Below are 20026 nucleotides of genomic sequence, written 5' to 3'. Positions count from 1 at the left end.
CCAACCACACGAACCGACCCTCCAGGCACGCGAGTCGACCTCCCAATCACGCGTGTTGCCCCCTCAATCACGCGTGTTGCCCCCTCAGTCACGAGTGATGCCCGCGGGCCACCCCACCGGAGCGGCCCGCGGTCACCGTCAGAACCAGCAGTCCGGCCGGACGCGGAGCAGTTCCGTCCGCAGCACGGGCGTCCCGTCGACCGGCGCCGGGTCGTCGGCGGTCGGCTGGATCCCGCCGGCCGCCACCTTGTCCAGGGTCTTCAACCCCTCCGGACCGACCGTGCCGAACACCGTGTAGTTCGGCCGCAGCGCCGAATCGCCGTACACGACGAAGAACTGCGAGCCGTTCGTGTCCGGCCCCGCGTTCGCCATCGCGAGCAGGCCACGCGCGTAGACGCGGCGGGCGCCGGTCGGGTCGGTCGGCGCCGGCGGCAGGTCGACCGGCAGTTCGTCCTTGTACCTGTACCCCGGCCCGCCCTCGCCGGTCGCGGTCGGGTCGCCGCACTGCAGCACCTTCAGCGTCGGGTAGGCCGTGAGCCGGTGACACACCGTGCGGTCGTAGAACCGGTGCCGCGCCAGGTGCAGGAAGCTCTGCACGGTGCACGGCGCCTTCGCGCGGTCGAGCCGCAGCGGCAGCGCGCCCTGGCTGGTCGGGATCGCGACGTCGACCTTGCCGTGGCTTGGCGTGTGCCGGGGATCGGGCGGCAGCGGCACCGGCCGCGCGGGCGGTTCGTCCGGGGTCTCGGTGTACTGACACGGTCCGTGGGTCGTCTTCGGCGGCGGGGCGTCGGCCGCCGCGGCGACGCCGTTCCCGGCCACGAACAACGCGCCTGCCGCCAGCGCGGTGACGAGTGTCTTCTTCATCTGCACGCCCTCCCAGTGATCGCCCGGTTCCGGAGCGCCCCGCAGTCTAGGGCCCGGCACCGGCAGCCAGAACCGGCGAAAGTCGCCCTCGTCAGCCGGTCGGGTGAACCTCGGCGCCCGCACCCCGGAAATTGTCGGACCCCCGGCGCACCATGGTCAGCACGCGGCAAACCCGCCGCCCACGAGGGGAGGACACATGGGAATCCGGCGAAGAACCGTTGCGGTGGCGAGGTTTCTGCGCACCCGGCTCGCGTCGGCGGTCCGGGCCGCGCTAACCCCGCAGGTCCGCGACGAGCTCGTCGGCGGCGGCGAACGGATCGAGTTCCCGCGCCACGACCCGCTCGGCGACCCCGGCGAGCCGTCCCCCGCCGCGCAGGTCCACCAGCTCGGCCCGCAGCCGCCGGAGCGCGATGGCCTCGACCTCGTCGCGCGCCCGGGCCACCCGGCGCCGGGCCAGCTCGTCGTGCTCGACGAGCCAGTCGTGGTGCGCGGCGAGGGCCTGCACGACTTCGTCGACACCTTCGCCCTTCGCCGCGACGGTCCGCACGATCGGCTGCCGCCAGCTCGGCCCCCGGATTTCCCGGCGGGCCAGGGAGATCATCTGCTTGAGGTCGTGCACCGTGGCGTCGGCGCCGTCGCGGTCCGCCTTGTTCACGACGAAGACGTCGGCGATCTCCAGCACGCCGGCCTTCGCGGCCTGGATGCCGTCGCCCATCCCGGGGGCGAGCAGGACTACCGTGGTGTCGGCCAGCTTCACGACGTCCACTTCGGACTGACCGACCCCGACGGTCTCGATGAGCACGACGTCGAAGCCGGCGGCGTCGAGCACCCGCACGGCCTGCGGGGTCGCCCACGAAAGCCCGCCGAGGTGGCCGCGCGTGGCCATCGAGCGGATGAACACGCCCGGGTCGGTGGCGTGCTCGGTCATCCGGATCCGGTCGCCGAGCAGCGCCCCGCCGGAAAACGGCGAAGACGGGTCGATGGCCAGCACCCCGACCCGCTTGCCCTCCGCGCGCAACGCCGTGAGCAGCGCCGAGGTCGATGTCGACTTGCCGACTCCGGGCGGTCCGGTGAGCCCGACGACCCGGGCCCGCCCGGTGTGCGGGGTCAGCGCCCGCGCGATTTCGGCGACGCGGGGGTGGGCGTCCTCGACGAGCGACAGCAGCCGCGCGACGGCACGGGGTTGCCCGTCCCGCGCGCGGCCGACGAGGTCGTCGAGGTCGAGTGGTCCGGTCACTTACGCGGACGGCACCCGCAGCAGCAGGGCGTCGCCCTGGCCCCCGCCACCGCACAGGGCAGCGGCGCCGAGCCCGCCGCCGCGGCGGCGCAGCTCGTGGATCAGGTGCACGGCGAGCCGGGCCCCGGACGCGCCGATCGGGTGGCCGAGGGCGATGGCGCCGCCGTTGACGTTGACCTTCTCGGGGTCGAGGCCGAGCTTGTCGGTCGAGACGAGCCCGACGGCGGCGAACGCCTCGTTGATCTCGACGAGGTCGAGCGCGTCGGCGGTCAGGTTCGCCTTCGCCAGCGCGGCCAGGATGGCGTTCGACGGCTGCTCGTGCAGGCTCGCGTCGGGCCCGGCGACGACACCGTGCGCGCCGATCTCGGCGAGCGGCGTGATGCCGAGCTCCTCGGCCTTGGCCCTGCTGGCCACGATGACAGCGGCGGCGCCGTCGGAGATCTGCGAGGCCGAGCCCGCGGTGATAGTGCCGTCGGAGGCGAAGGCCGGGCGCAGCTTGGCGAGGCCTTCGGCGGTCGTGTCGGCGCGGACACCCTCGTCGGTGTCGAAGACCACCGGGTCGCCCTTGCGCTGCGGGATGGCGACCGGCGCGATCTCGTCGGCGAAGTAGCCGTTCTCGATCGCCTCGGCGGCGCGCTGGTGGGAGCGGGCGGAGAAGGCGTCCTGCTGCTCGCGGGTGACGCCGTAGCGGGAGTTGTACTTCTCCGTCGAGGAGCCCATGGCGACCTGGTCGAAGGCGCAGAAGAGCCCGTCGTAGGCCATGTGGTCGACGAGGGTGGTGTCGCCGTACTTGAAGCCCGAGCGGGACTTGGGCAGCAGGTGCGGCGCCTGGGTCATCGACTCCTGGCCGCCGGCGACGACGAGGTCGAACTCGCCGGCGCGGATGAGCTGGTCGGCGAGCGCGATGGCGTCGAGGCCGGAGAGGCAGACCTTGTTGATGGTCAGCGCGGGCACGCTCATCGGGATGCCCGCGGCGACCGCGGCCTGGCGGGCCGGGATCTGGCCGGCGCCGGCGGTCAGCACCTGACCCATGATCGTGTACTGCACGGCGTCCGGGGAGACCCCGGCGCGTTCGAGGGCCGCCTTGATCGCGACCCCGCCCAGCTGAGCTCCCGTGAAGTCCTTGAGGGAGCCCAGCAGGCGCCCGATCGGCGTACGGGCGGCACCCAGGATCACGGAACCGGACACGGCGTCCTCCAAGCATCGGCGCATGGGCAGTTTTCCCGACCATACCCGGGAGCAGGGCTTCTTGATGGAGCCAGTGTGAGGCGGGGCACGCGACGATTCCGCCTCACCGCGGCGCGCGGGCCCCCTATCCTGCCTCCATGAATGACGCCCTCCGGCCGTTCGTGACGGCCATCGACCACATCGGCATCGCGGTCCCGGACCTGGACGCGGCCATCGAGTTCCACCGCGAGCACTTCGGCCTGGAGCTCACGCACGAGGAGGTGAGCGAAGAGCAGGGGGTACGCGAGGCGATGCTTCGCGCCCCCGGAGCGGCGGCCACGGAGACGCAGATCCAGCTCCTGGCCCCGATCCGCGACGACTCACCGATCGGCAAGTTCCTGAGCAAGAGCGGCCCGGGCCTGCAACAGCTGGCGTACCGCGTGTCCGATGTGGACGCCGCGGCGGCGGCCTTGCACGCCAAGGGCGTGCGCGTGCTGTACGAGGAGGCGAAGAGGGGCACATCGAACAGCAGGGTGAACTTCGTCCACCCGAAGGACATGGGCGGGGTCTTGGTGGAGCTGGTCGAGCCGGCCAAGGACACCACAGCGCACTGACGGGTCCGGGACTCGTTCCGGCGCAGGGTTTCCCGGCGCGCGGCCGCACGCCCGTGACAAAAACGGGCGCGCGGCCACCACCTCGGCACCGGCCAAGCGGCCAGCCGGCCGAGCGGCAACAACACCACCGGCCGGAAGCAGCACATCGGTGCCAGGCGACCCAGGGAGCCGGGCCGACCCCGTGGCGCCCAGCCGAGCTACGCCGGTGCGGCCTTCGACGCCAGGGCGTCGGCGATGAACGTCAGCTCGCCGTCGAACTCCGCCGGGAGGTCGTCCTCCGAATGGCGGGCCGTTGCGTGGCGGTGGCTGACCGCTCGGGCCAGCAGGCCCGATGCCCGGTCCACGTCCGCCTGCGGCAGGCCGCCGGCCGTTGCCGCCACGATCACCGCGCGAACCTGGCGGACCAGGACCTGGAAGCGCTCGTGGAGGGCGTCGCGGACCACGTGGTGCGTGTCGGCCTCGCGCCACAGCAGGTGCGACAGCCCCAACGAGCGGCTGAACCGGTGGTCCAGCTCGCGGACCAGGCGCCGCAGGCTGCCCGCCAGGTCGCCCGGGACCACCACCACCGCCGGCTCGATGCGCTCGTCCGGGAGCCGCTCGACCAGCGCCGTGAGCAGGTCCGACTTGTGGCGGAAGTAGTAGTGCACCAGCCCCTTCGGCACCCCGGCCCGCTCCGCTATGCGGGAGGTCGGGGTGGCGTCGAAGCCGGACTCGGCGAAGAGCGCCTCGGCGGCGCAGAGGATGCGCTCCTTCGCCGAATCCTCGGTCATTCCCGTGCCTCCTGCGTCGTCAGTGCTGCCCGGCCGTGCGGTGCGCGGCGCTCGCGACCGGCATCGCCGCCGCGCCCGCGATGACCGTCAGGACCCCGGCGATCCAGGACGTCCAGGAAGCACCGTTGAACTCGGTGTACCCCATCACCCACGGCGCGATGAACAGCAGCACGCCGAGCGCGATCTGGACGCCTTCGCCGTAGACCATGCCCGGCATCGCCAGCGAGACCAGGCCGTCGAGCGCGATCAGTGCGCCCAGGACGACCATCGTCCACATCGCGGTCGTGTCCGTGCTCAGCCAAAGGGGTGAAAGAGCGGCGACCACCCCGATCACGACCTCGGCCCAGTCGTGGGGCCGGGACCACGCGCGCGTAGAGACTTCACTCATTTCGTGCTCACCTCCGTGGGGTCGGTTGCTGGCTTTTCGATGATCCGCTTGACTGGCCGGCCGGTCAAGATGGGTCGGTTACAGTTCGGCGTGTAATCGTGCTGTCCGTCTCGTACAGTTGTGGGCGCGTGTTACCGACGAGTAATTTCTGCCGCCAACGCCGTTGACCCCCCATCTCCGCGGAGGAACCGATGACGCAGCTCGGCGAGATCCAGCAGGCCATCCTGACCGGCGACACCGCCGCGGTCGGATCGTTGCCCGTGCCCGAGAGCTACCGCGGGGTGACCGTGCACGCCGACGAGGCCGACATGTTCGAGGGCCTCGAAAGCCGCGACAAGGACCCGCGCAAGTCGCTCCACGTCGACGACGTGCCCGTTCCCGAGCTCGGCCCGGGCGAGGCGCTGGTCGCGGTGATGGCCAGCGCCATCAACTACAACACCGTCTGGACGTCGATCTTCGAGCCGGTTTCGACGTTCAAGTTCCTGAAGAAGTACGGCAAGCTCTCGCCGCTGGCCAAGCGGCACGACCTGCCGTACCACGTCGTCGGCTCCGACCTGTCCGGCGTCGTGCTGCGCACCGGCGTCGGCGTGCACAACTGGAAGCCCGGCGACGAGGTCGTCGCGCACTGCCTGAGCGTCGAGCTCGAGAGCCCCGACGGGCACAACGACACGATGCTCGACACCGAGCAGCGGATCTGGGGCTTCGAGACCAACTTCGGCGGCCTCGCCGAGATCGCCCTGGTCAAGGCCAACCAGCTGATGCCGAAGCCGGACCACCTGACCTGGGAAGAGGCCGCCTCCCCCGGGCTGGTCAACTCGACCGCCTACCGCCAGCTCGTCTCGCGCAACGGCGCGGACATGAAGCAGGGCGACGTCGTCCTGATCTGGGGCGCCTCGGGCGGCCTCGGCTCCTACGCGACGCAGTACGCGCTCAACGGCGGCGCCATCCCGGTGTGCGTCGTGTCCAGCCCCGAGAAGGCCGCGATCTGCCGGAAGCTCGGCGCCGAGCTGATCATCGACCGCAACGCCGAGGGCTACCGGTTCTGGAAGGACGAGCACGAGCAGGACCCGAAGGAATGGCAGCGCTTCGGCGCGAAGATCCGCGAGCTGACCGGCGGCGAAGACCCGGACATCGTGTTCGAGCACCCCGGCCGGGAGACCTTCGGCGCGTCGGTCTACGCCGCGCGCAAGGGCGGCACGATCGTCACGTGCGCGTCGACGTCCGGGTACGTGCACCAGTACGACAACCGCTACCTGTGGATGAACCTGAAGCGGATCATCGGCTCCCACTTCGCGAACTACCGCGAGTCGTGGGAGGCGAACCGCCTGATCGCGAAGGGTCTGATCCACCCGACGCTGTCGAAGACCTACTCGCTCGAAGAGACCGGCCAGGCCGCGCTGGACGTGCACCGCAACGCGCACCAGGGCAAGGTCGGCGTGCTCGCTCTCGCGCCTCAGGAGGGCCTCGGCGTCCGGGACGAGGAGAAGCGCGCGAAGCACATCGAGGGGATCAACGCGTTCCGCGGCGCGTGAGCCGCGGCGGCGCCGGGGGCGGCTCGCTCCCGGCGCCGGAAATCGCCGAAGATCCGCTGGATCCGGCCAGTTCCCTTCGCCGCGGCAGGCCGTGCGTTCGGCGCACGGTACGGGTGCTCACCCTTCCGTGACCGGACTGCGACTACGGTAGGCGCATGAGCCTTGGCGATGAACGGGAGCTTGTGCCGCTGGGAGCCGGCTTCGACGTGGCGAAGCGCGGGTACAGCCGAGCACAGGTCGACGAGCACCTCGAACGGCTGGACGCCGACCTCAAGATGCTCACCGCGGATCGGGACGCCGCCATCGCGCAGGCGGGTGACCTGGCCCGCCAGCTGGAGATCGCGCGCGGCGAGATCGCGGACCTGCGCGGGCAGGTCGACCGGCTGGCCCAGCCGCCGACGAGCGTCGAAGGCCTCTCCGAGCGCCTCCAGCGGATGCTGCGCCTGGCGCAGGACGAGTCCGCCGACACGCGGGCCCGGGCCGAAGCCGAGGCCGGGCACATCCGGGCCAAGGCGGAGACGGACGCGAGCGCCATGCGCGCCCGCTACGAGCAGCTGCTCACCGAGCTCGACCTGCGGCGCAAGGAGATGGAAGCCGAGCACCGCAAGGTCCTCGAGGACGCCCGCGCGCAGGCCAAGGAGATCACCGACAAGGCCGAGGCCGAGCGCAAGCGGCTCGACACCGAGTCGCAGGACCGCCGCACGAAGGTCGAAGAGGACTTCGAGATCGCGATGGCCTCGCGCCGGACCGAGGCGATGCGGGTGCTGGCCGAGCAGGAGGCGGCGAGCAAGGCCGAAGCCGCGCGACGCGTCCAGGAAGCCACGCAGGACGCCGCCGACATCCGCGCGAAGATCCTCGAAGAGGAGAAGGCCGCGAAGGCCGACATGGACCGCCGTCAGCGGGAGTCGGTCGCGGAGGCGAACAAGCGCCGGCAGGACTCGATCACCGAGGCCAACGCCCGGCTCGCCGAGGCCGCCGACGAGGCGCGCCGTCGTGTGACGACCGCCACCGAGGAATCGAACCGGCGGATCGCGCAGGCGAACGAGCGGGTCGACGCGCTGCGCAAGGTGCGCGGCGGGCTGGCCGAGCAGGTCCGCGCGGCGCGGGCGGTGCTGGCCGAAGCGCACACCGTCCTCGGCGACGAGGTCAAGGTGCCCGCGGACGTCAAGGCCGACCTGGGCCCCGACCAGGGCGCCGGTGCCGTGGACGAGACCGAGCAGACCGTCCGGGTGCCCGACGTCGAGGAGACGATCCGGATCCGCGCCAGCGACGTCCCGAAGCCGAAGCCCGGCGCCAAACCCGCGGCCAAACCCGCGCCGAAGCCCGCCCCCAAGCCGGCGGCCCGGCCGAGCGGAGCGCAGAAAGCGACTGGCGAGTAACCTTCCACCCGACAGGGCGCGGACGAGCCTGCGCGGTCGGTACCGACCGGGCTGTCGTCCCTGCTCACGCGGGATCACCTGGAGGTTTTGCGCATGGGTGCGGCATATCGGACCGTGGTGGTGGGCACGGACGGCTCGGAGTCCTCGTTCGCGGCGGTGGACCGCGCGGCGGCGGTGGCCGGCGACGCGGGCGCCACGCTCGTCATCGCGTGTGCGTTCTACCCGGCGAGCCAGTCCGACGTGGACAAGGCGCAGGACGCCCTCGGCGAGGAGGCGTACCAGGTCGTGGGCTCGGCGCCGGCCGAGGACACCCTGCAGTCGGCCCGGGACCGGGCGGCACGCGCGGGCGCCGAGAAGATCGACACGGTCGCGGTGAAGGGCGACCCGGTCGACTCGCTGCGCAAGGTCGTCAAGGAGCGCGAGGCCGACCTGCTCGTGGTCGGCAACCGCGGCTTGAACACGATCGCCGGCCGGATCCTCGGCTCGGTGCCGTCCGAGGTGGCCCGCAAGTCCGGCGTGGACGTGCTGATCGTCCACACGACCTGAGCCGTGACCGATTCGAGCGAGGAGCTTCAGCAGCGGCTCGAACGCGTCCTGCTCGGCGGCCGGCGGAAGTACACCCGGCTCGAGGTGGCGGAGAAGGCCGGCGTGCCCGACGAGCGGTCACGCCGGCTCTGGCGCGCACTGGGGTTCGCCACCGTGCGCGACGACGAGGTGGTCTTCACCGACGCTGACGTCGAGGCCATGCGGACCGCCGACCAGCTGGTCCAGTCCGGGCTGATCGACCCGAGCATCGAGGTGTCGGTGACGCGCGCCCTCGGCCAGCACCTGTCGCGGCTGGCCGAGTGGCAGGTCGACATGTTGTGGGAACTGATCCGCGAGCAGCCGGAACTGGGCCGCAGTGAACGCCAGGTGACGCGCCTGGTCGACCGGCTGCTGCCCGATCTCGAGCGGGTGCAGAACTTCGTCTGGCGCCGGCACCTGGCGGCGTACGCGGGCCGCGCCTTCGCGGCGGCGGGCGACAACGTCGAGGCCCGCACGGAGGTGGTCGGGTTCGTCGACATGGTCGGCTACACGCGCCTGACGCGCCAGATCGGCGAAGACGAGCTGAGCCGCGTGCTCGACAGTTTCGAGACACTGGCCACGGAAGTGATCGCCGAGCACCACGGCCGCGTGGTGAAGATGATCGGCGACGAGGTCCTGTTCGTGGCGGACTCCCCGGTCGACGCGGCGGAGATCGCCCTGACGCTGACGGAACGCACGTCGGCGGACGAGAGCCTGCCGGCGGTCCGCGCGGGCATGGCCTCGGGCCGCATCCTGTCCCGGTTCGGCGACGTGTACGGCTCGGTGGTCAACCTGGCGGCCCGCCTGACCTCGGTGGCCCGCCCGGGCACGATCCTGGTCGACCGCGAGCTGGCGGCGGAACTGGCGGAGGAGGAGGCGTACGAGCTGCGCGTCCGCCGGCCGGTGACCGTCCGCGGCTACAACCGCCTCCGCCCGGCGGCCCTGCGCCGCGCCCAGGAGGCGCCGACGGGGATGTTCGCGAGCTCGCAACAGCTGGCGGCGGAGATGCTGGGGCTCACGGACCCGGTCACCGCCGCGCCGGCGGAAACGACCGAGAGCGACGAGGCCGCCCCGCGCCCACGCCGCCGCCGTCGGGGACGCCTGCTCTGACGCGCCCCCGGCACGCGCTGACGGGTGCTGCCGCCGGAATGCCTTCTCAGTACGGCCGGCCGCCGTCCGCTCGTGAGTAGACTCCTCCCTTTCGCGCGACGAGGCGGGAGGGTGCGCGTGGCCTCGGTGTTCCTGTCGTACGCCCGGGAGCCGGACGATCCGTCCCATGAGGAATCCGTGCTCCGGCTCTGGGAGTTGCTGCGGTTCTGCGGTGTGGACGCCCGGCTCGACCTGGGTGAGACCCAGCGGCGCCGGGACTGGGCGTTGTGGCGGGCGCAGCAGATCCGGGAAGCCGACTACGTGCTGGTGATCGCTTCGCCCGCGTACCGCCGGCACGCCGAAGGCCGCGGTGACGCAAGCGAGGAGCGCGGCGTCCAATGGGAGACCCGGCTGATCCGCGACGCCTTCTTCGCCGACCGGCACACCCTGGAACGGGTTCTCCCCGTCGTCCTGCCGGGCCGGAGCGAACTCGATGTGCCGGACTTCCTGGGCACGGATTTCTACCCGGTCTCGGCCTTCACCGTCGAAGGCGCGGAGCAGCTCTTGCGGCTGCTCACCGACCAGCCCGAGATCGTCGAGCCGCCGCTGGGAACAAAACCGCAACTGAAGCCGCGACCGGCCGCGGCGGCGGTGACCCCGCGGCCGCGGCCGGTCACCCACGTCCACAACGAGGCCCGTGACGTCAGCGGGTTCCTGATCCAGGTCGGCAGCGTCGGATCGATGACGGCGCCCGGCCCGTCCGGCCCGCCCGGCGTCCAGCCCGGCGAAGGTGCCGATCCGCGGACGAAGAGAGCCTTCGAGGAGGCTCTTCGCCGGGCCGGGGACCGGCTCGGCAAGCCGTCCGAGCCGGCCTTCCCGTACGGACCTGGTTTCGTCCAGCACTTCACCGGTGACGCCGTCCTCTGTGCCGTCACCGGCCGGCGGGCGGTGGCGGTCACCGGTCCGGTGTGGGACGACCTCGTGGCCCTGCCCGGTTTCCCGGAGGGGACGGGGTTCCCGACCGAGGACTTCGCCGCTCGCGAAGTCGGCCTCGACGGCGGGACCTGGAAAGCGGGTGTCCTCCTTCGCGACCCCGCACCGCGGTGGCAGCCCAGACCGCGGATGAGCAGGGACGCCCGGCAAGCGTTCCAGCTGCCCGTGGCCGGGCCCGGGGACCTGACCGTCCGGGCCGTCGCCACCCTGCCGTGGCAACTGGACGACGACCTGGAAATCACCCGGCGAACCCGGGAACTGCTCGAAACTGCGCTGCCACAGGCCGAGATCACCGCGCAGGCACCGGCCCTGTCCCGCCGGCGAGGCCTGCCGCTTTCCTGGCTCCGCTGGGAGCGGGCGAGCGGACCGGGCGTCCACCAGACCGGACGCGACGCCCGGTACGACCAGACCGGCGACGACGACATCCGCGCGGTCGCGCGCCTTATGCTGCCCACCAGCCTGACCCCGGCGATCACAGTTGCCGTCGAGTTCCAGGCGAACCTGCGGATCACGGCGAACGAGGTCGTGGAACTGTGGACGGCCGCGTGGGACGCCGCGACCGTCGTGGTCCCCGGCGCGCTCGTGCCCGACCCGCAGAACGCGACGCTCCTGGCCCCGCCGGCGGTGGAACTGCAGGTCAAGACCGAACGACCGGAGGCGGTCGACCTCTCGGTGTTCGGGAAGCCGGAGGGCCGGCCGGAGGGCCAGGGCGCGGTGACCGTGGTCGCCCCGATCGGGTTCGGCCGCGACGAGCGGCGGGCCTGGGCGGCCAAGGCCCTGACCCGCCTGGCCCGCGAGTGGGGCTTCGTGGACGCCGAGGAATCCGACCTAGGCTGACCCTCAAGCGTCGAAGTCGACCGTGAGGGTCTCCGAGACGGGGTACGACTGGCACGTCAACACGAACCCCGCCTCGACCTCCGCCTTCTCCAGCGCGAAGTTGCGGCGCAGGTCGACCTTGCCCTCGGTCACCTTGGCCCGGCACGTCCCGCACACCCCGCCCTTGCAGGCGAACGGCAGGTCCGGGCGGAACTTCTGGGCGCCGTCCAGCACCGACGACGAGCGCGGCAGCGTCATCGTCGTGGACCGGCTGTCCAGGACCACCGACACTTCCGACGACTCCCCCGCCACTGCCGGGTCGAGGTGCTCCACCGGCGCGGGCGGCGTGTCCACGTAGAACAGCTCCTGGTGCACCCGCGGCTCCGGCACGCCCAGTGACGCCAGCAGTTCCTGCGCGCCCGACACCATCTCGTACGGGCCGCACAGCCACCAGTGGTCCACGGACGACACCGGCACCAACGAGGAGAACAGCGTGCGCAGCTTCGGGACGTCCAGGCGGCCGGTGAACAGTTCCGCCTCGCGGGGTTCGCGTGACAGCACGTGGATCAGTTCCAGCCGCGACGGCGCCCGGTCCTTCAGGTCCGCCAGCTCGTCGGCGAACATCACCGTGTCCGTGCGGCGGTTGCCGTAGATCACCGTCACCGTCGCGTCCGGCGTGTCCAGCAGGGAGGCCACGATCGACAGCACCGGCGTGATGCCCGAGCCCGCCGCGATCAGGACGTGGTGACCGCCCGCCGTCAGGTCCGGGGTGAACGAGCCCGTGGGCGGCGCCACCTCGATCGTGTCGCCCGGCCGCACCTCGCTCACCAGCCACGACGAGAAGTACCCGTCCGGCACCAGGCGGACGCCGACCCGCGGCGGCGCGCCCGCCGGGGCGCAGATCGAGTACGACCGGCGCTCGTCGCGCCCGTCGATCGATCGCCGCAGCGTCAGCGACTGGCCCGGTTTGAAGGCGAATTCGGCGGAAAGATCAGCGGGCACGTCGAAGGTCACGGCGACCGCGTCGTCGCACAGCCGCTCGACGCCCGCCACCTTGAGCGAGTGAAACCGCGCCACTTCAGTCCTCCCATGTTCCCGCCACCACCCTCAGCGGAGGAGCTTCGCTCCCGATCAGATTTCTTTGACGTGCTCGAACGGTTCCAGGCAGGCGCGGCAGCGCCGCAGCGCCTTGCACGCCGTCGCCCCGAAGCGGGACTGCTCTTCAGTGTCCGGGGAACCGCAGTGCGGGCAGCGGACCGCCGACACCGGCGCCGACAGCGTCAACGGGATCGGGCCCGACCGCCGCGGCGCCGCACCCGGGGGCGCGATGCCGGCCGCGGCCAGTTTTTCCCGCCCGGACGAGGAGATCCAGTCCGACGACCACGCCGGCGACAGCTGCGTCCGGATCTCGACGTCGGGGAACCCCGCCGTGAGCAGCGCGTGCTCCAGGTCGTCGCGCATGGTGTCCATCGCCGGGCACCCGGTGTAGGTCGGGGTGATCGCGACGACCACGCGGCCGTCCTCCTCCGACACCGAGCGCAGCACGCCCAGGTCCGCCAGGGTCAGCATCGGCAGCTCCGGGTCGGTGACCGTCGCGGCCACCGCGGCGGCCGTCACCACTTCGCGCCCGGCATCGCCCGGGCGACGCTCTGCAGCTCCGCCAGCACGAACCCCAGCTGCTCGGTGTGGACGCCGTCGCGGCCCGTCCGGCCGGAAACGCCGGCGAGCTCGCCCGACGACGGGCGCACCAAGGCCGCCGCCGCGAGGGCCCGCTCCAGCACCGCGTCGAATTCGGGCCGCAGCGACGCCGCGTCCACCAGTTCCACCGGATGCGTGCGGAACAGTTCCCCCACGTACGGCCAGACCGCGTCGAGGCCCTCCTGCATCCGCTCGTGCGACAGCGGTGTCCCGTCACCGAGGCGGACGAGCCACTGCGCCGCGTAGTCGCGGTGGTAGGTCAGTTCCTTGACGCCCTTGTCCGCGATGGCCGCCAGCACCGGGTCCACCGACGGGACCAGCCGCTGGAACAGCGCCAGCCGCCAGGTCGAGTACACGAACAGCCGCGCGATCAGGTGCCCGAAGTGGCCGCCGCCCAGTTCCGCCAGCCGGACGTTGCGAAACTCGTTTTCCACTCGCTGGAACGCGTAGGAGTCCTCCGAGCGGCCGGACCCGTCGGCCTTGCCGGCCCGGGCGAGCAGCAGCCGCGCCTGGCCGAGCAGGTCCAGGGCGATGTTCGCGATGGCGACCTCGTCCTCCAGCTCGGGAGCGTGGGTGCACCACTCCTGCAGCCGGTGGGAGAAGACCAGTGCGTCGTCGCCCAGCATCAGGCAGTAGGCGGCCAGGGCCGCACCGTCCACACCGGACGGCACCGAGGTGTCCACACCGGACAGCGGGTCCTCGAAGCCGGTGCCGAACGCCCAGCGGGCGTCGTTCTCCCCGGTCAGCGACTCGTAGACGTTGTCGAAACTCATATGTGCGGCACCTCCTCGGGGATGTCGTAGAACGTCGGGTGCCGGTAGACCTTGTCGCCGCTGGGCGCGAAGAACGGGTCCTTCTCGTCCGGCGACGACGCCGTGATGTCCGCCGCGCGCACGACCCAGATCGACACGCCTTCGTTGCGGCGGGTGTACAGGTCACGCGCGTGGTGCAGGGCCATCTGGTCGTCGGCCGCGTGCAGCGACCCGACGTGCACGTGGTTCAGGCCGCGCTTGCCGCGGACGAACACCTCGTACAGCGGCCAGTCGTGCTTGACCGGGCCCGGAGCGGCGGGGACGCCTTCCAGGGGCACGGCGCCGTGGCCGCCTTCGGCCGTCAGCTCGCTCACTTGCGCTCCTTCTTCCCGGCGTGGGCGACGGCGGCCTCGCGGACCCAGGCGCCGTCCTCGTGGGCCCGGCGCCGGTGCGCGATCCGCTGCGCGTTGCACGGCCCGTTGCCCTTCAGGACGTTCTTGAACTCGTCCCAGTCCACCGCGCCGAAGTCGTAGTGGCCGCGTTCGGAGTTCCACTTCAGTTCCGGGTCCGGGAACGTGACGCCGAGCGCCTCGGCCTGCGGCACCGACATGTCCACGAACCGCTGCCGCAGCTCGTCGTTGGTGTGGCGCTTGACCTTCCACGCCATCGACTGCGCGGTGTTCGGCGAATCGGCGTCCGGCGGGCCGAACATCATCAGCGACGGCCACCACCAGCGGTCGACGGCCTCCTGGACCATCTCCTGCTGCTGCGCGGTCCCGCGCATCATCGTCATCAGCAGCTCGTAGCCCTGCCGCTGGTGGAAGGACTCCTCCTTGCAGATCCGGATCATCGCCCGCGCGTACGGCCCGTACGACGACCGGCACAGCGGCACCTGGTTGCAGATCGCGGCGCCGTCGACCAGCCAGCCGATCACGCCGACGTCGGCGAAGGTCAGGGTCGGGTAGTTGAAGATCGACGAGTACTTCTGCTTGCCGGTGATCAGCTTGTCGGTCAGGTCCGCCCGGTCCGCACCCAGCGTCGCCGCCGCGGAGTACAGGTAGAGCCCGTGGCCGGCCTCGTCCTGGACCTTGGCCAGGAGGATCGCCTTGCGCCGCAGCGACGGCGCCCGCGTGATCCAGTTGCCCTCGGGTTGCATGCCGATGATCTCGGAGTGCGCGTGCTGCGCGATCTGCCGGATCATCGTCTTGCGGTAGCCCTCGGGCACCCAGTCGCGCGGCTCGATCCGCTGGTCGCGCTCGATGGTGTGCTCGAAGTGTTCTTCCAGTGACCCGACAGTGGCCGTCACGGCTGCTCCTTCGAAACCAGGGTCAGGACGTCGTACTTGGCCACGGACTCGCCCTCGGCGTTGGTGACGTCGGCGTCCCAGCGGACCTCGCCGTACTCCTGGTCGATCCGCGGGGTGATCTGCTTCGCGGTCAGCGTCACGGTGAGCGAGTCCCCGACCTTGACCGGGGTGAGGAAGCGCAGGTTCTCCAGGCCGTAGTTGGCCAGCACCGGGCCCGGCTCGGGCGAGACGAACAACCCGGCCGCGAAGGAGACGACCAGGTAGCCGTGCGCGACGATCCCGCCGAACAGCGGGTTGGCCGCTGCCGCTTCGGGGTCGGTGTGGGCGTAGAACGTGTCGCCGGTGAACTCGGCGAAGTGGTCGACGTCTTCCTGGGAAACAACCCGCGGCCCCGCCACCACCGAGTCACCGATGCGCAGCTCGGCCAGGGACTTCCGGAACGGGTGCACGTCGCCTTCGGTACGCGGCGCGCCGGTCACCCAGCGGCCGGTGACCGCCGAAAGCACCGCGGGCGAGCCCTGCACGGCGGTGCGCTGCATGTGGTGCAGCACGCCGCGGATGCCGCCCATCTCCTCGCCGCCGCCCGCGCGGCCAGGGCCGCCATGGACCAGCTGCGGCATCGGCGAACCGTGCCCGGTGGACTCCTTCGCGTCCTCGGCGTCCAGCACCAGCAGGCGGCCGTGGAACGGCGCCGCGCCGAGCACGACCTCGCGCACGAACTCCCGGTCCGCGCTGACCACGGACCCGGCCAGGCTGCCGCCGCCGCGCGCGGCGAAGTCGACGACCTGCTCGGTGGACGTGTACGGCATCAGCGTCGAGACCGGGCCGAACGCCTCGACCTCGTGCGGCTCGGTGCGCTCGGGGTCGGCCTTGAGCAGCACCGGCGAGATGAAGGCGCCACGCTCGGCGTCGGCGTCGACGACCTCGACGGTTTCCGGGTCGCCGAACACGACGCTGCCCGCGTCCAGCAGCGCCTTCAGCGACCGCCGGACCTCCTCGCGCTGCTCCAGGCTGGCCAGCGCGCCCATCCGGACGCCTTCCGACGCCGGGTGGCCGACCGTCACCTTCGCCAGCCGCGCCGAAGCCGCCTCCGCGACGTCGTCGAGCAGCTCGGCCGGGACGAACGCGCGGCGGATCGCCGTGCACTTCTGGCCCGCCTTGACCGTCATCTCGGTGGTCAGCTGCTTGACGAACAGGTCGAACTCGGTCGTGCCCTTGACCGCGTCCGGGCCGAGGATCGAGCAGTTCAGCGAGTCGGCCTCGGCGTTGAACCGGACCGCGTGGCGCACGATCGCCGGGTGCGTCCTCAGCTTCTGCGCGGTCGACGCCGAGCCGGTGAAGGACACCAGGTCCTGCGCGGTGACGTGGTCGAGCAGGTCGCCGACGCTGCCGGCGACGAACTGCAGCGAGCCCTCGGGCAGGATGCCGGACCCGACGATCAGCTCGACCACCCGCGCGGTCAGGTAGGCCGTCGAGCTGGCCGGCTTGACCAGGCTCGGGACGCCGGCCAGGAACGCCGGCGCGAACTTCTCCAGCGGCCCCCAGACCGGGAAGTTGAACGCGTTGATCTGGACGGCGACGCCCCGCAGCGGGGTCGCGATGTGCTGCGCGACGAACGTGCCCCCGCGGCTGAGCGGCTCGACGTTGCCTTCGACGTAGACGGTGTCGTTCGGCAGCTCGCGCTTGCCCTTGGAGCCGTAGCTGAACAGGACGCCGATGCCGCCGTCGATGTCGAACTTCGAGTCGCCGAGGGTGGCGCCGGTGCGAGCGGAGAGCGCGTACAGCTCCTCGCGGTGCTCGCGCAGGTGCGAGGCCAGGGCCTTGAGCAGCGCCGCACGCTGGTGGAACGTCAGCTCGCGCAGCGCCGGGCCGCCCACCCGGCGGCCGTACTCCAGGGCGGCCCCGAAGTCGACGCCCGCCGACGAGATCCGGGCGACCTCCTCGCCGGTGGCCGCGTCGTGCAGCGGGACGCCCTCGTCCGCCGCCGTGTGCCAGCTCCCGGAGACGTAGCTGCGCAGCAGTGCCATCAGGTCCCTCTCGCCGAATTACCTACCGGACGTTCAGTTAATCGCATGGTAGCCGCCGAGCCCGAAGATCGGAAGGGCCCGACGCTTGACACCGGCCCGGACCACTGCCTTTACTGGCGGCACCGCGAGGTGACCGTCCATTCGGTCAGTCTGGAGAGGCAGCGCATGACCAACGCCGCGCACACCATGTTCGCTGCCGACGAGGCCTCGCGCGCGCTGGGCATCGAACTCGTCGAAGCGAGCGACGGCCGGGCGGTGGCGACCATGACGATCACCCGCGCGATGGTCAACGGCCACGACATCGCCCACGGCGGGTACGTCTTCCTGCTGGCCGACACGGCGTTCGCCTGCGCCTGCAACACCCACGGCCCGGTCACCGTCGCCGCGGGGGCCGAAGTCTCCTTCGTCGCGGCCGGCCGGCTCGGTGACCACCTCGTCGCCACGGCCACCGAGCGCACCCGCTACGGCCGCAACGGCATCTACGACGTCACGGTGCACCGGGAGACCCCCGGCGGGTCCGAGGTCGTCGCCGAATTCCGCGGCCGCAGCCGCGTCCTCTCCGCGAAACGGGACTGACCATGATCGAGGCGAACATCGGCGCGGACGAGCTGGCCGCCCTCCAGCTGGACCGTCTGCAGTGGACACTCCGGCACGCCTACGCGAACGTGCCCGCCTACACGCGCAAGTTCGACGAAGCCGGCGTCCACCCCGGCGACTGCAAGGAACTGGCCGATCTGGCGAAGTTCCCGTTCACCACCAAGCAGGACCTGCGTGAGAACTACCCGTTCGGGATGTTCGCGGTGCCGCAGGAGCAGGTCCGGCGCATCCACGCCTCCAGCGGCACCACCGGCAAGGCCACCGTCGTCGGGTACACCGAGCAGGACATCGACACCTGGGCCACGGTGATGGCCCGCTCGATCCACGCCGCGGGCGGGCGGCCGGGGCACAAGGTCCACGTCGCTTACGGCTACGGCCTGTTCACCGGCGGGCTCGGCGCGCACTACGGCGCCGAGAAGCTGGGCTGCACGGTGATCCCGGCGTCCGGCGGGATGACCGCGCGGCAGGTCCAGCTGATCACCGACTTCCGGCCCGAGATCATCATGGTGACGCCGTCGTACATGCTGACGCTGCTCGACGAGTTCGAGCGGCAGGGAGTCGACCCGCGTTCGTCGTCGCTGAAGGTGGGCATCTTCGGCGCCGAGCCGTGGACCGAGCAGATGCGCGCCGAGATCGAGGAGCGGTTCGCGCTCGACGCCGTCGACATCTACGGGCTGTCGGAGGTGATGGGCCCGGGCGTCGCGCAGGAGTGCGTCGAGACGAAGGACGGCCTGCACATCTGGGAGGACCACTTCTACCCCGAGGTGATCGACCCGTACTCCGAGGACGTCCTGGGCGGCGGCGAGACCGGCGAGCTGGTGTTCACCTCGCTGACCAAGCAGGCGCTGCCGATCATCCGCTACCGCACCCGGGACCTGACGGCGCTCTCGCCGGGGACCGCGCGGCCGGCGTTCCGGCGGATGGCCAAGGTCACCGGCCGGACCGACGACCTGATCATCCTGCGCGGGGTGAACGTCTTCCCGACGCAGATCGAGGAGATCGTGCTGCGGACGGCCGGGCTGAGCCCGCACTTCCAGCTCGTCCGGTCCACGCGCGGGCGGCTCGACCACCTGACCGTGCGGGTGGAGGCGCGCCACGACGCCGCCGCGGCCGAACGGGAGGCAGCCGCCGCTTCGCTCGTCAACGGCGTGAAGGACGGCGTCGGCGTGACGGTGTCGGTGGACGTCGTCGACCCGGACACTTTGGAGCGGTCGATGGGCAAGATGCGGCGGATCGTCGACCAGCGGGACAAGCCGTGACGACCCCGCGCCGCGGGCGGCCCGGCTACGACCTCGAATCGCTGCTGCAGGTGGCGGTGAAGCTGTTCAACGAGCGCGGCTACGACGGCACGAGCATGGAGGACCTCTCCCGCAAGCTCGGCATCACGAAGTCGGCGATCTACCACCACGTTCCCAGCAAGGAGGAACTGCTGCGGCTGGCCGTGGACCGCGCGCTGGACGGCCTGTTCGAGGTCGCGGACGAGACGGCCCAGCTCGACGGGCGCGCGATCGACCGGCTGGAGCACCTGGTGCGGGGCAGCGTGCTGGTGCTGGCGGACCGGCTCCCGTTCGTGACGCTGCTGCTGCGCGTGCGCGGCAACACGAAGGTGGAGCGGGCCGCGCTGGCCCGCCGCCGCGAGTTCGACCGCCTGGTGACGGACCTGGTGAAACAGGCCGAAGCGGAGGGCGACGTCCGCGCGGACGTCGACCCGGCGGTGACGGCGCGGCTGGTGTTCGGCATGGTGAACTCGCTGATCGAGTGGTACAAGCCGCGGCGGGGTTCGGCGGCGGCCGAGGTCGCGGACGCGGTGTGCAAGGTGGCCTTCGAGGGCCTGCGCACCGGGTCGTGAGGGGTTACGCGGGCCAGAACCCGCGTCACCCCTCACGACGGGTCAGTCCTCCGCGGTCTGCGGCGGCCGGCCCGCCTGCCACAGCAGGGCCTCGCGCAGCTGGCCGATGAGCCGCTCGTCGTCCGCTTCGGACGGGTCGACGCCCAGCGGGATCCACTGTTCGGACACTTTCTCGCCGTGGTCGTAACTGGTGATCACGATCCCCGAGTACGTCAGGGACTCTTCGTCCGCGCAGTCGCCGCCGGGCAGCGGCTCTTCGGCTTCGAAGCCGTCGTCGAAGCTGACGTGGCGATGCTGCAGGCGGACGCTCACCCAGCGTCCGGCCGGCCGGATCGGCGCGTCTTCTTCGTTCATCTGCTCCTACCCCCGGTCGCGGGCCCCTGC

The 20026-nt window shown here is 71.6% G+C and carries 21 protein-coding genes; 9 read left to right on the top strand and 12 right to left on the bottom strand.

The window, feature by feature from the left end:
* Positions 1-138: 138 nt before the first annotated feature.
* From C2L59_RS21635 to C2L59_RS21625, 3 genes are all read right to left on the bottom strand, one after another.
* Entirely contained in the window at positions 139-864 is a 726-nt protein-coding gene (locus C2L59_RS21635; RefSeq protein WP_103351332.1) for a peptidylprolyl isomerase, read from the bottom strand.
* Between the two features lie 271 nt (positions 865-1135).
* The gene (gene meaB, locus C2L59_RS21630) at positions 1136-2101 is read right to left on the bottom strand and encodes a methylmalonyl Co-A mutase-associated GTPase MeaB (protein WP_103351325.1); all 966 of its coding nucleotides are present in this window, start codon (positions 2099-2101) and stop codon (positions 1136-1138) included.
* Positions 2102-3289, bottom strand: coding sequence for an acetyl-CoA C-acetyltransferase (locus C2L59_RS21625; RefSeq protein WP_103351331.1), 1188 nt, complete (start codon positions 3287-3289; stop codon positions 2102-2104).
* A 137-nt stretch (positions 3290-3426) separates the two neighbouring features.
* Here C2L59_RS21625 and mce point away from each other — a divergent pair, with 137 nt between their 5' ends.
* Positions 3427-3882: a methylmalonyl-CoA epimerase gene (gene mce, locus C2L59_RS21620; protein ID WP_103351324.1), complete on the top strand. Its 456-nt coding sequence runs from the start codon at positions 3427-3429 to the stop codon at positions 3880-3882.
* Between the two features lie 197 nt (positions 3883-4079).
* On the opposite strand, the gene C2L59_RS21615 is transcribed toward mce, so the two are convergent.
* Together C2L59_RS21615 and C2L59_RS21610 are read right to left on the bottom strand one after the other, a co-directional pair.
* Complete coding sequence (locus tag C2L59_RS21615) at positions 4080-4652, bottom strand: TetR/AcrR family transcriptional regulator (protein WP_103351323.1); 573 nt, start codon at positions 4650-4652, stop codon at positions 4080-4082.
* A gap of 19 nt (positions 4653-4671) precedes the next feature.
* The gene (locus C2L59_RS21610; RefSeq protein ID WP_146060418.1) at positions 4672-5040 is read right to left on the bottom strand and encodes an SPW repeat protein; all 369 of its coding nucleotides are present in this window, start codon (positions 5038-5040) and stop codon (positions 4672-4674) included.
* A gap of 191 nt (positions 5041-5231) precedes the next feature.
* On the opposite strand from C2L59_RS21610, the gene ccrA reads away from it, so the two are divergent.
* From ccrA to C2L59_RS21585, 5 genes are all read left to right on the top strand, one after another.
* Positions 5232-6572 carry a crotonyl-CoA carboxylase/reductase gene (gene ccrA, locus C2L59_RS21605; RefSeq protein ID WP_103351322.1) on the top strand — a complete coding sequence of 447 codons (1341 nt, stop codon included), beginning with the start codon at positions 5232-5234 and terminating at the stop codon, positions 6570-6572.
* 182 nt (positions 6573-6754) lie between these two features.
* On the top strand, positions 6755-7951 hold the full coding sequence (locus C2L59_RS21600; RefSeq protein ID WP_103351321.1) for a chromosome segregation protein: 1197 nt from the start codon (positions 6755-6757) through the stop codon (positions 7949-7951).
* A 93-nt stretch (positions 7952-8044) separates the two neighbouring features.
* Complete coding sequence (locus C2L59_RS21595; RefSeq protein WP_103351320.1) at positions 8045-8497, top strand: universal stress protein; 453 nt, start codon at positions 8045-8047, stop codon at positions 8495-8497.
* Between the two features lie 3 nt (positions 8498-8500).
* Entirely contained in the window at positions 8501-9625 is a 1125-nt protein-coding gene (locus C2L59_RS21590) for an adenylate/guanylate cyclase domain-containing protein (protein ID WP_103351319.1), read from the top strand.
* A gap of 117 nt (positions 9626-9742) precedes the next feature.
* Positions 9743-11434: a toll/interleukin-1 receptor domain-containing protein gene (locus C2L59_RS21585; protein ID WP_158263099.1), complete on the top strand. Its 1692-nt coding sequence runs from the start codon at positions 9743-9745 to the stop codon at positions 11432-11434.
* A 3-nt stretch (positions 11435-11437) separates the two neighbouring features.
* Here the strand turns inward: C2L59_RS21585 and paaE are convergent, their stop codons facing one another.
* From paaE to paaZ, 6 genes are read right to left on the bottom strand one after another with little or no spacing between them, the layout of a single operon-like run.
* On the bottom strand, positions 11438-12490 hold the full coding sequence (gene paaE / locus C2L59_RS21580; RefSeq protein WP_103351317.1) for a 1,2-phenylacetyl-CoA epoxidase subunit PaaE: 1053 nt from the start codon (positions 12488-12490) through the stop codon (positions 11438-11440).
* Positions 12491-12544: 54 nt separating this feature from the next.
* Positions 12545-13033 (bottom strand): 1,2-phenylacetyl-CoA epoxidase subunit PaaD, encoded by a 489-nt coding sequence (gene paaD, locus C2L59_RS21575; RefSeq protein WP_103351316.1) that lies wholly within the window; start codon positions 13031-13033, stop codon positions 12545-12547.
* A complete protein-coding gene (gene paaC, locus C2L59_RS21570) occupies positions 13027-13884 on the bottom strand; it encodes a 1,2-phenylacetyl-CoA epoxidase subunit PaaC (RefSeq protein ID WP_103351315.1) in 858 nt (285 codons plus the stop codon). Before paaC ends, paaD begins: the two co-directional genes overlap by 7 nt.
* Positions 13881-14195, bottom strand: coding sequence for a 1,2-phenylacetyl-CoA epoxidase subunit PaaB (gene paaB, locus C2L59_RS21565; protein WP_043782968.1), 315 nt, complete (start codon positions 14193-14195; stop codon positions 13881-13883). The genes paaC and paaB overlap by 4 nt, the downstream gene beginning before the upstream one ends.
* A 38-nt stretch (positions 14196-14233) precedes the next feature.
* A complete protein-coding gene (paaA, locus tag C2L59_RS21560) occupies positions 14234-15169 on the bottom strand; it encodes a 1,2-phenylacetyl-CoA epoxidase subunit PaaA (protein ID WP_103351314.1) in 936 nt (311 codons plus the stop codon).
* On the bottom strand, positions 15166-17196 hold the full coding sequence (gene paaZ, locus C2L59_RS21555) for a phenylacetic acid degradation bifunctional protein PaaZ (protein WP_103351313.1): 2031 nt from the start codon (positions 17194-17196) through the stop codon (positions 15166-15168). The genes paaA and paaZ overlap by 4 nt, the downstream gene beginning before the upstream one ends.
* A gap of 165 nt (positions 17197-17361) precedes the next feature.
* Here paaZ and paaI point away from each other — a divergent pair, with 165 nt between their 5' ends.
* From paaI to C2L59_RS21540, 3 genes are read left to right on the top strand one after another with little or no spacing between them, the layout of a single operon-like run.
* On the top strand, positions 17362-17772 hold the full coding sequence (paaI, locus tag C2L59_RS21550) for a hydroxyphenylacetyl-CoA thioesterase PaaI (protein WP_103351312.1): 411 nt from the start codon (positions 17362-17364) through the stop codon (positions 17770-17772).
* Positions 17773-17774: 2 nt separating this feature from the next.
* Positions 17775-19052: a phenylacetate--CoA ligase PaaK gene (gene paaK, locus C2L59_RS21545; RefSeq protein ID WP_103351311.1), complete on the top strand. Its 1278-nt coding sequence runs from the start codon at positions 17775-17777 to the stop codon at positions 19050-19052.
* Positions 19049-19642: a TetR/AcrR family transcriptional regulator gene (locus tag C2L59_RS21540; protein WP_103351310.1), complete on the top strand. Its 594-nt coding sequence runs from the start codon at positions 19049-19051 to the stop codon at positions 19640-19642. The genes paaK and C2L59_RS21540 overlap by 4 nt, the downstream gene beginning before the upstream one ends.
* 42 nt (positions 19643-19684) lie before the next feature.
* On the opposite strand, the gene C2L59_RS21535 is transcribed toward C2L59_RS21540, so the two are convergent.
* Positions 19685-19996 (bottom strand): hypothetical protein, encoded by a 312-nt coding sequence (locus C2L59_RS21535; RefSeq protein WP_103351309.1) that lies wholly within the window; start codon positions 19994-19996, stop codon positions 19685-19687.
* Between the last annotated feature and the right edge of the window lie 30 nt (positions 19997-20026).

The sequence above is a fragment of the Amycolatopsis sp. CA-128772 genome (assembly GCF_002904295.1).
In the GTDB taxonomy this organism is placed as follows: domain Bacteria; phylum Actinomycetota; class Actinomycetes; order Mycobacteriales; family Pseudonocardiaceae; genus Amycolatopsis.
The sequence above is the reverse complement of the archived record's forward strand: the minus strand, read 5'-3'. Positions and strand labels throughout refer to the sequence as shown.

What these genes read in the sequence shown, in the direction of transcription:
- C2L59_RS21635 (WP_103351332.1), bottom strand. Translation starts at nt 864, where the DNA reads ATGAAGAAGACACTCGTCACCGCGCTGGCGGCAGGCGCGTTGTTCGTG.
- mce (WP_103351324.1), top strand. Translation starts at nt 3,427, where the DNA reads ATGAATGACGCCCTCCGGCCGTTCGTGACGGCCATCGACCACATCGGC.
- C2L59_RS21615 (WP_103351323.1), bottom strand. Translation starts at nt 4,652, where the DNA reads ATGACCGAGGATTCGGCGAAGGAGCGCATCCTCTGCGCCGCCGAGGCG.
- C2L59_RS21610 (WP_146060418.1), bottom strand. Translation starts at nt 5,040, where the DNA reads ATGAGTGAAGTCTCTACGCGCGCGTGGTCCCGGCCCCACGACTGGGCC.
- ccrA (WP_103351322.1), top strand. Translation starts at nt 5,232, where the DNA reads ATGACGCAGCTCGGCGAGATCCAGCAGGCCATCCTGACCGGCGACACC.
- C2L59_RS21595 (WP_103351320.1), top strand. Translation starts at nt 8,045, where the DNA reads ATGGGTGCGGCATATCGGACCGTGGTGGTGGGCACGGACGGCTCGGAG.
- paaC (WP_103351315.1), bottom strand. Translation starts at nt 13,884, where the DNA reads ATGAGTTTCGACAACGTCTACGAGTCGCTGACCGGGGAGAACGACGCC.
- paaZ (WP_103351313.1), bottom strand. Translation starts at nt 17,196, where the DNA reads ATGGCACTGCTGCGCAGCTACGTCTCCGGGAGCTGGCACACGGCGGCG.
- paaI (WP_103351312.1), top strand. Translation starts at nt 17,362, where the DNA reads ATGACCAACGCCGCGCACACCATGTTCGCTGCCGACGAGGCCTCGCGC.
- paaK (WP_103351311.1), top strand. Translation starts at nt 17,775, where the DNA reads ATGATCGAGGCGAACATCGGCGCGGACGAGCTGGCCGCCCTCCAGCTG.
- C2L59_RS21535 (WP_103351309.1), bottom strand. Translation starts at nt 19,996, where the DNA reads ATGAACGAAGAAGACGCGCCGATCCGGCCGGCCGGACGCTGGGTGAGC.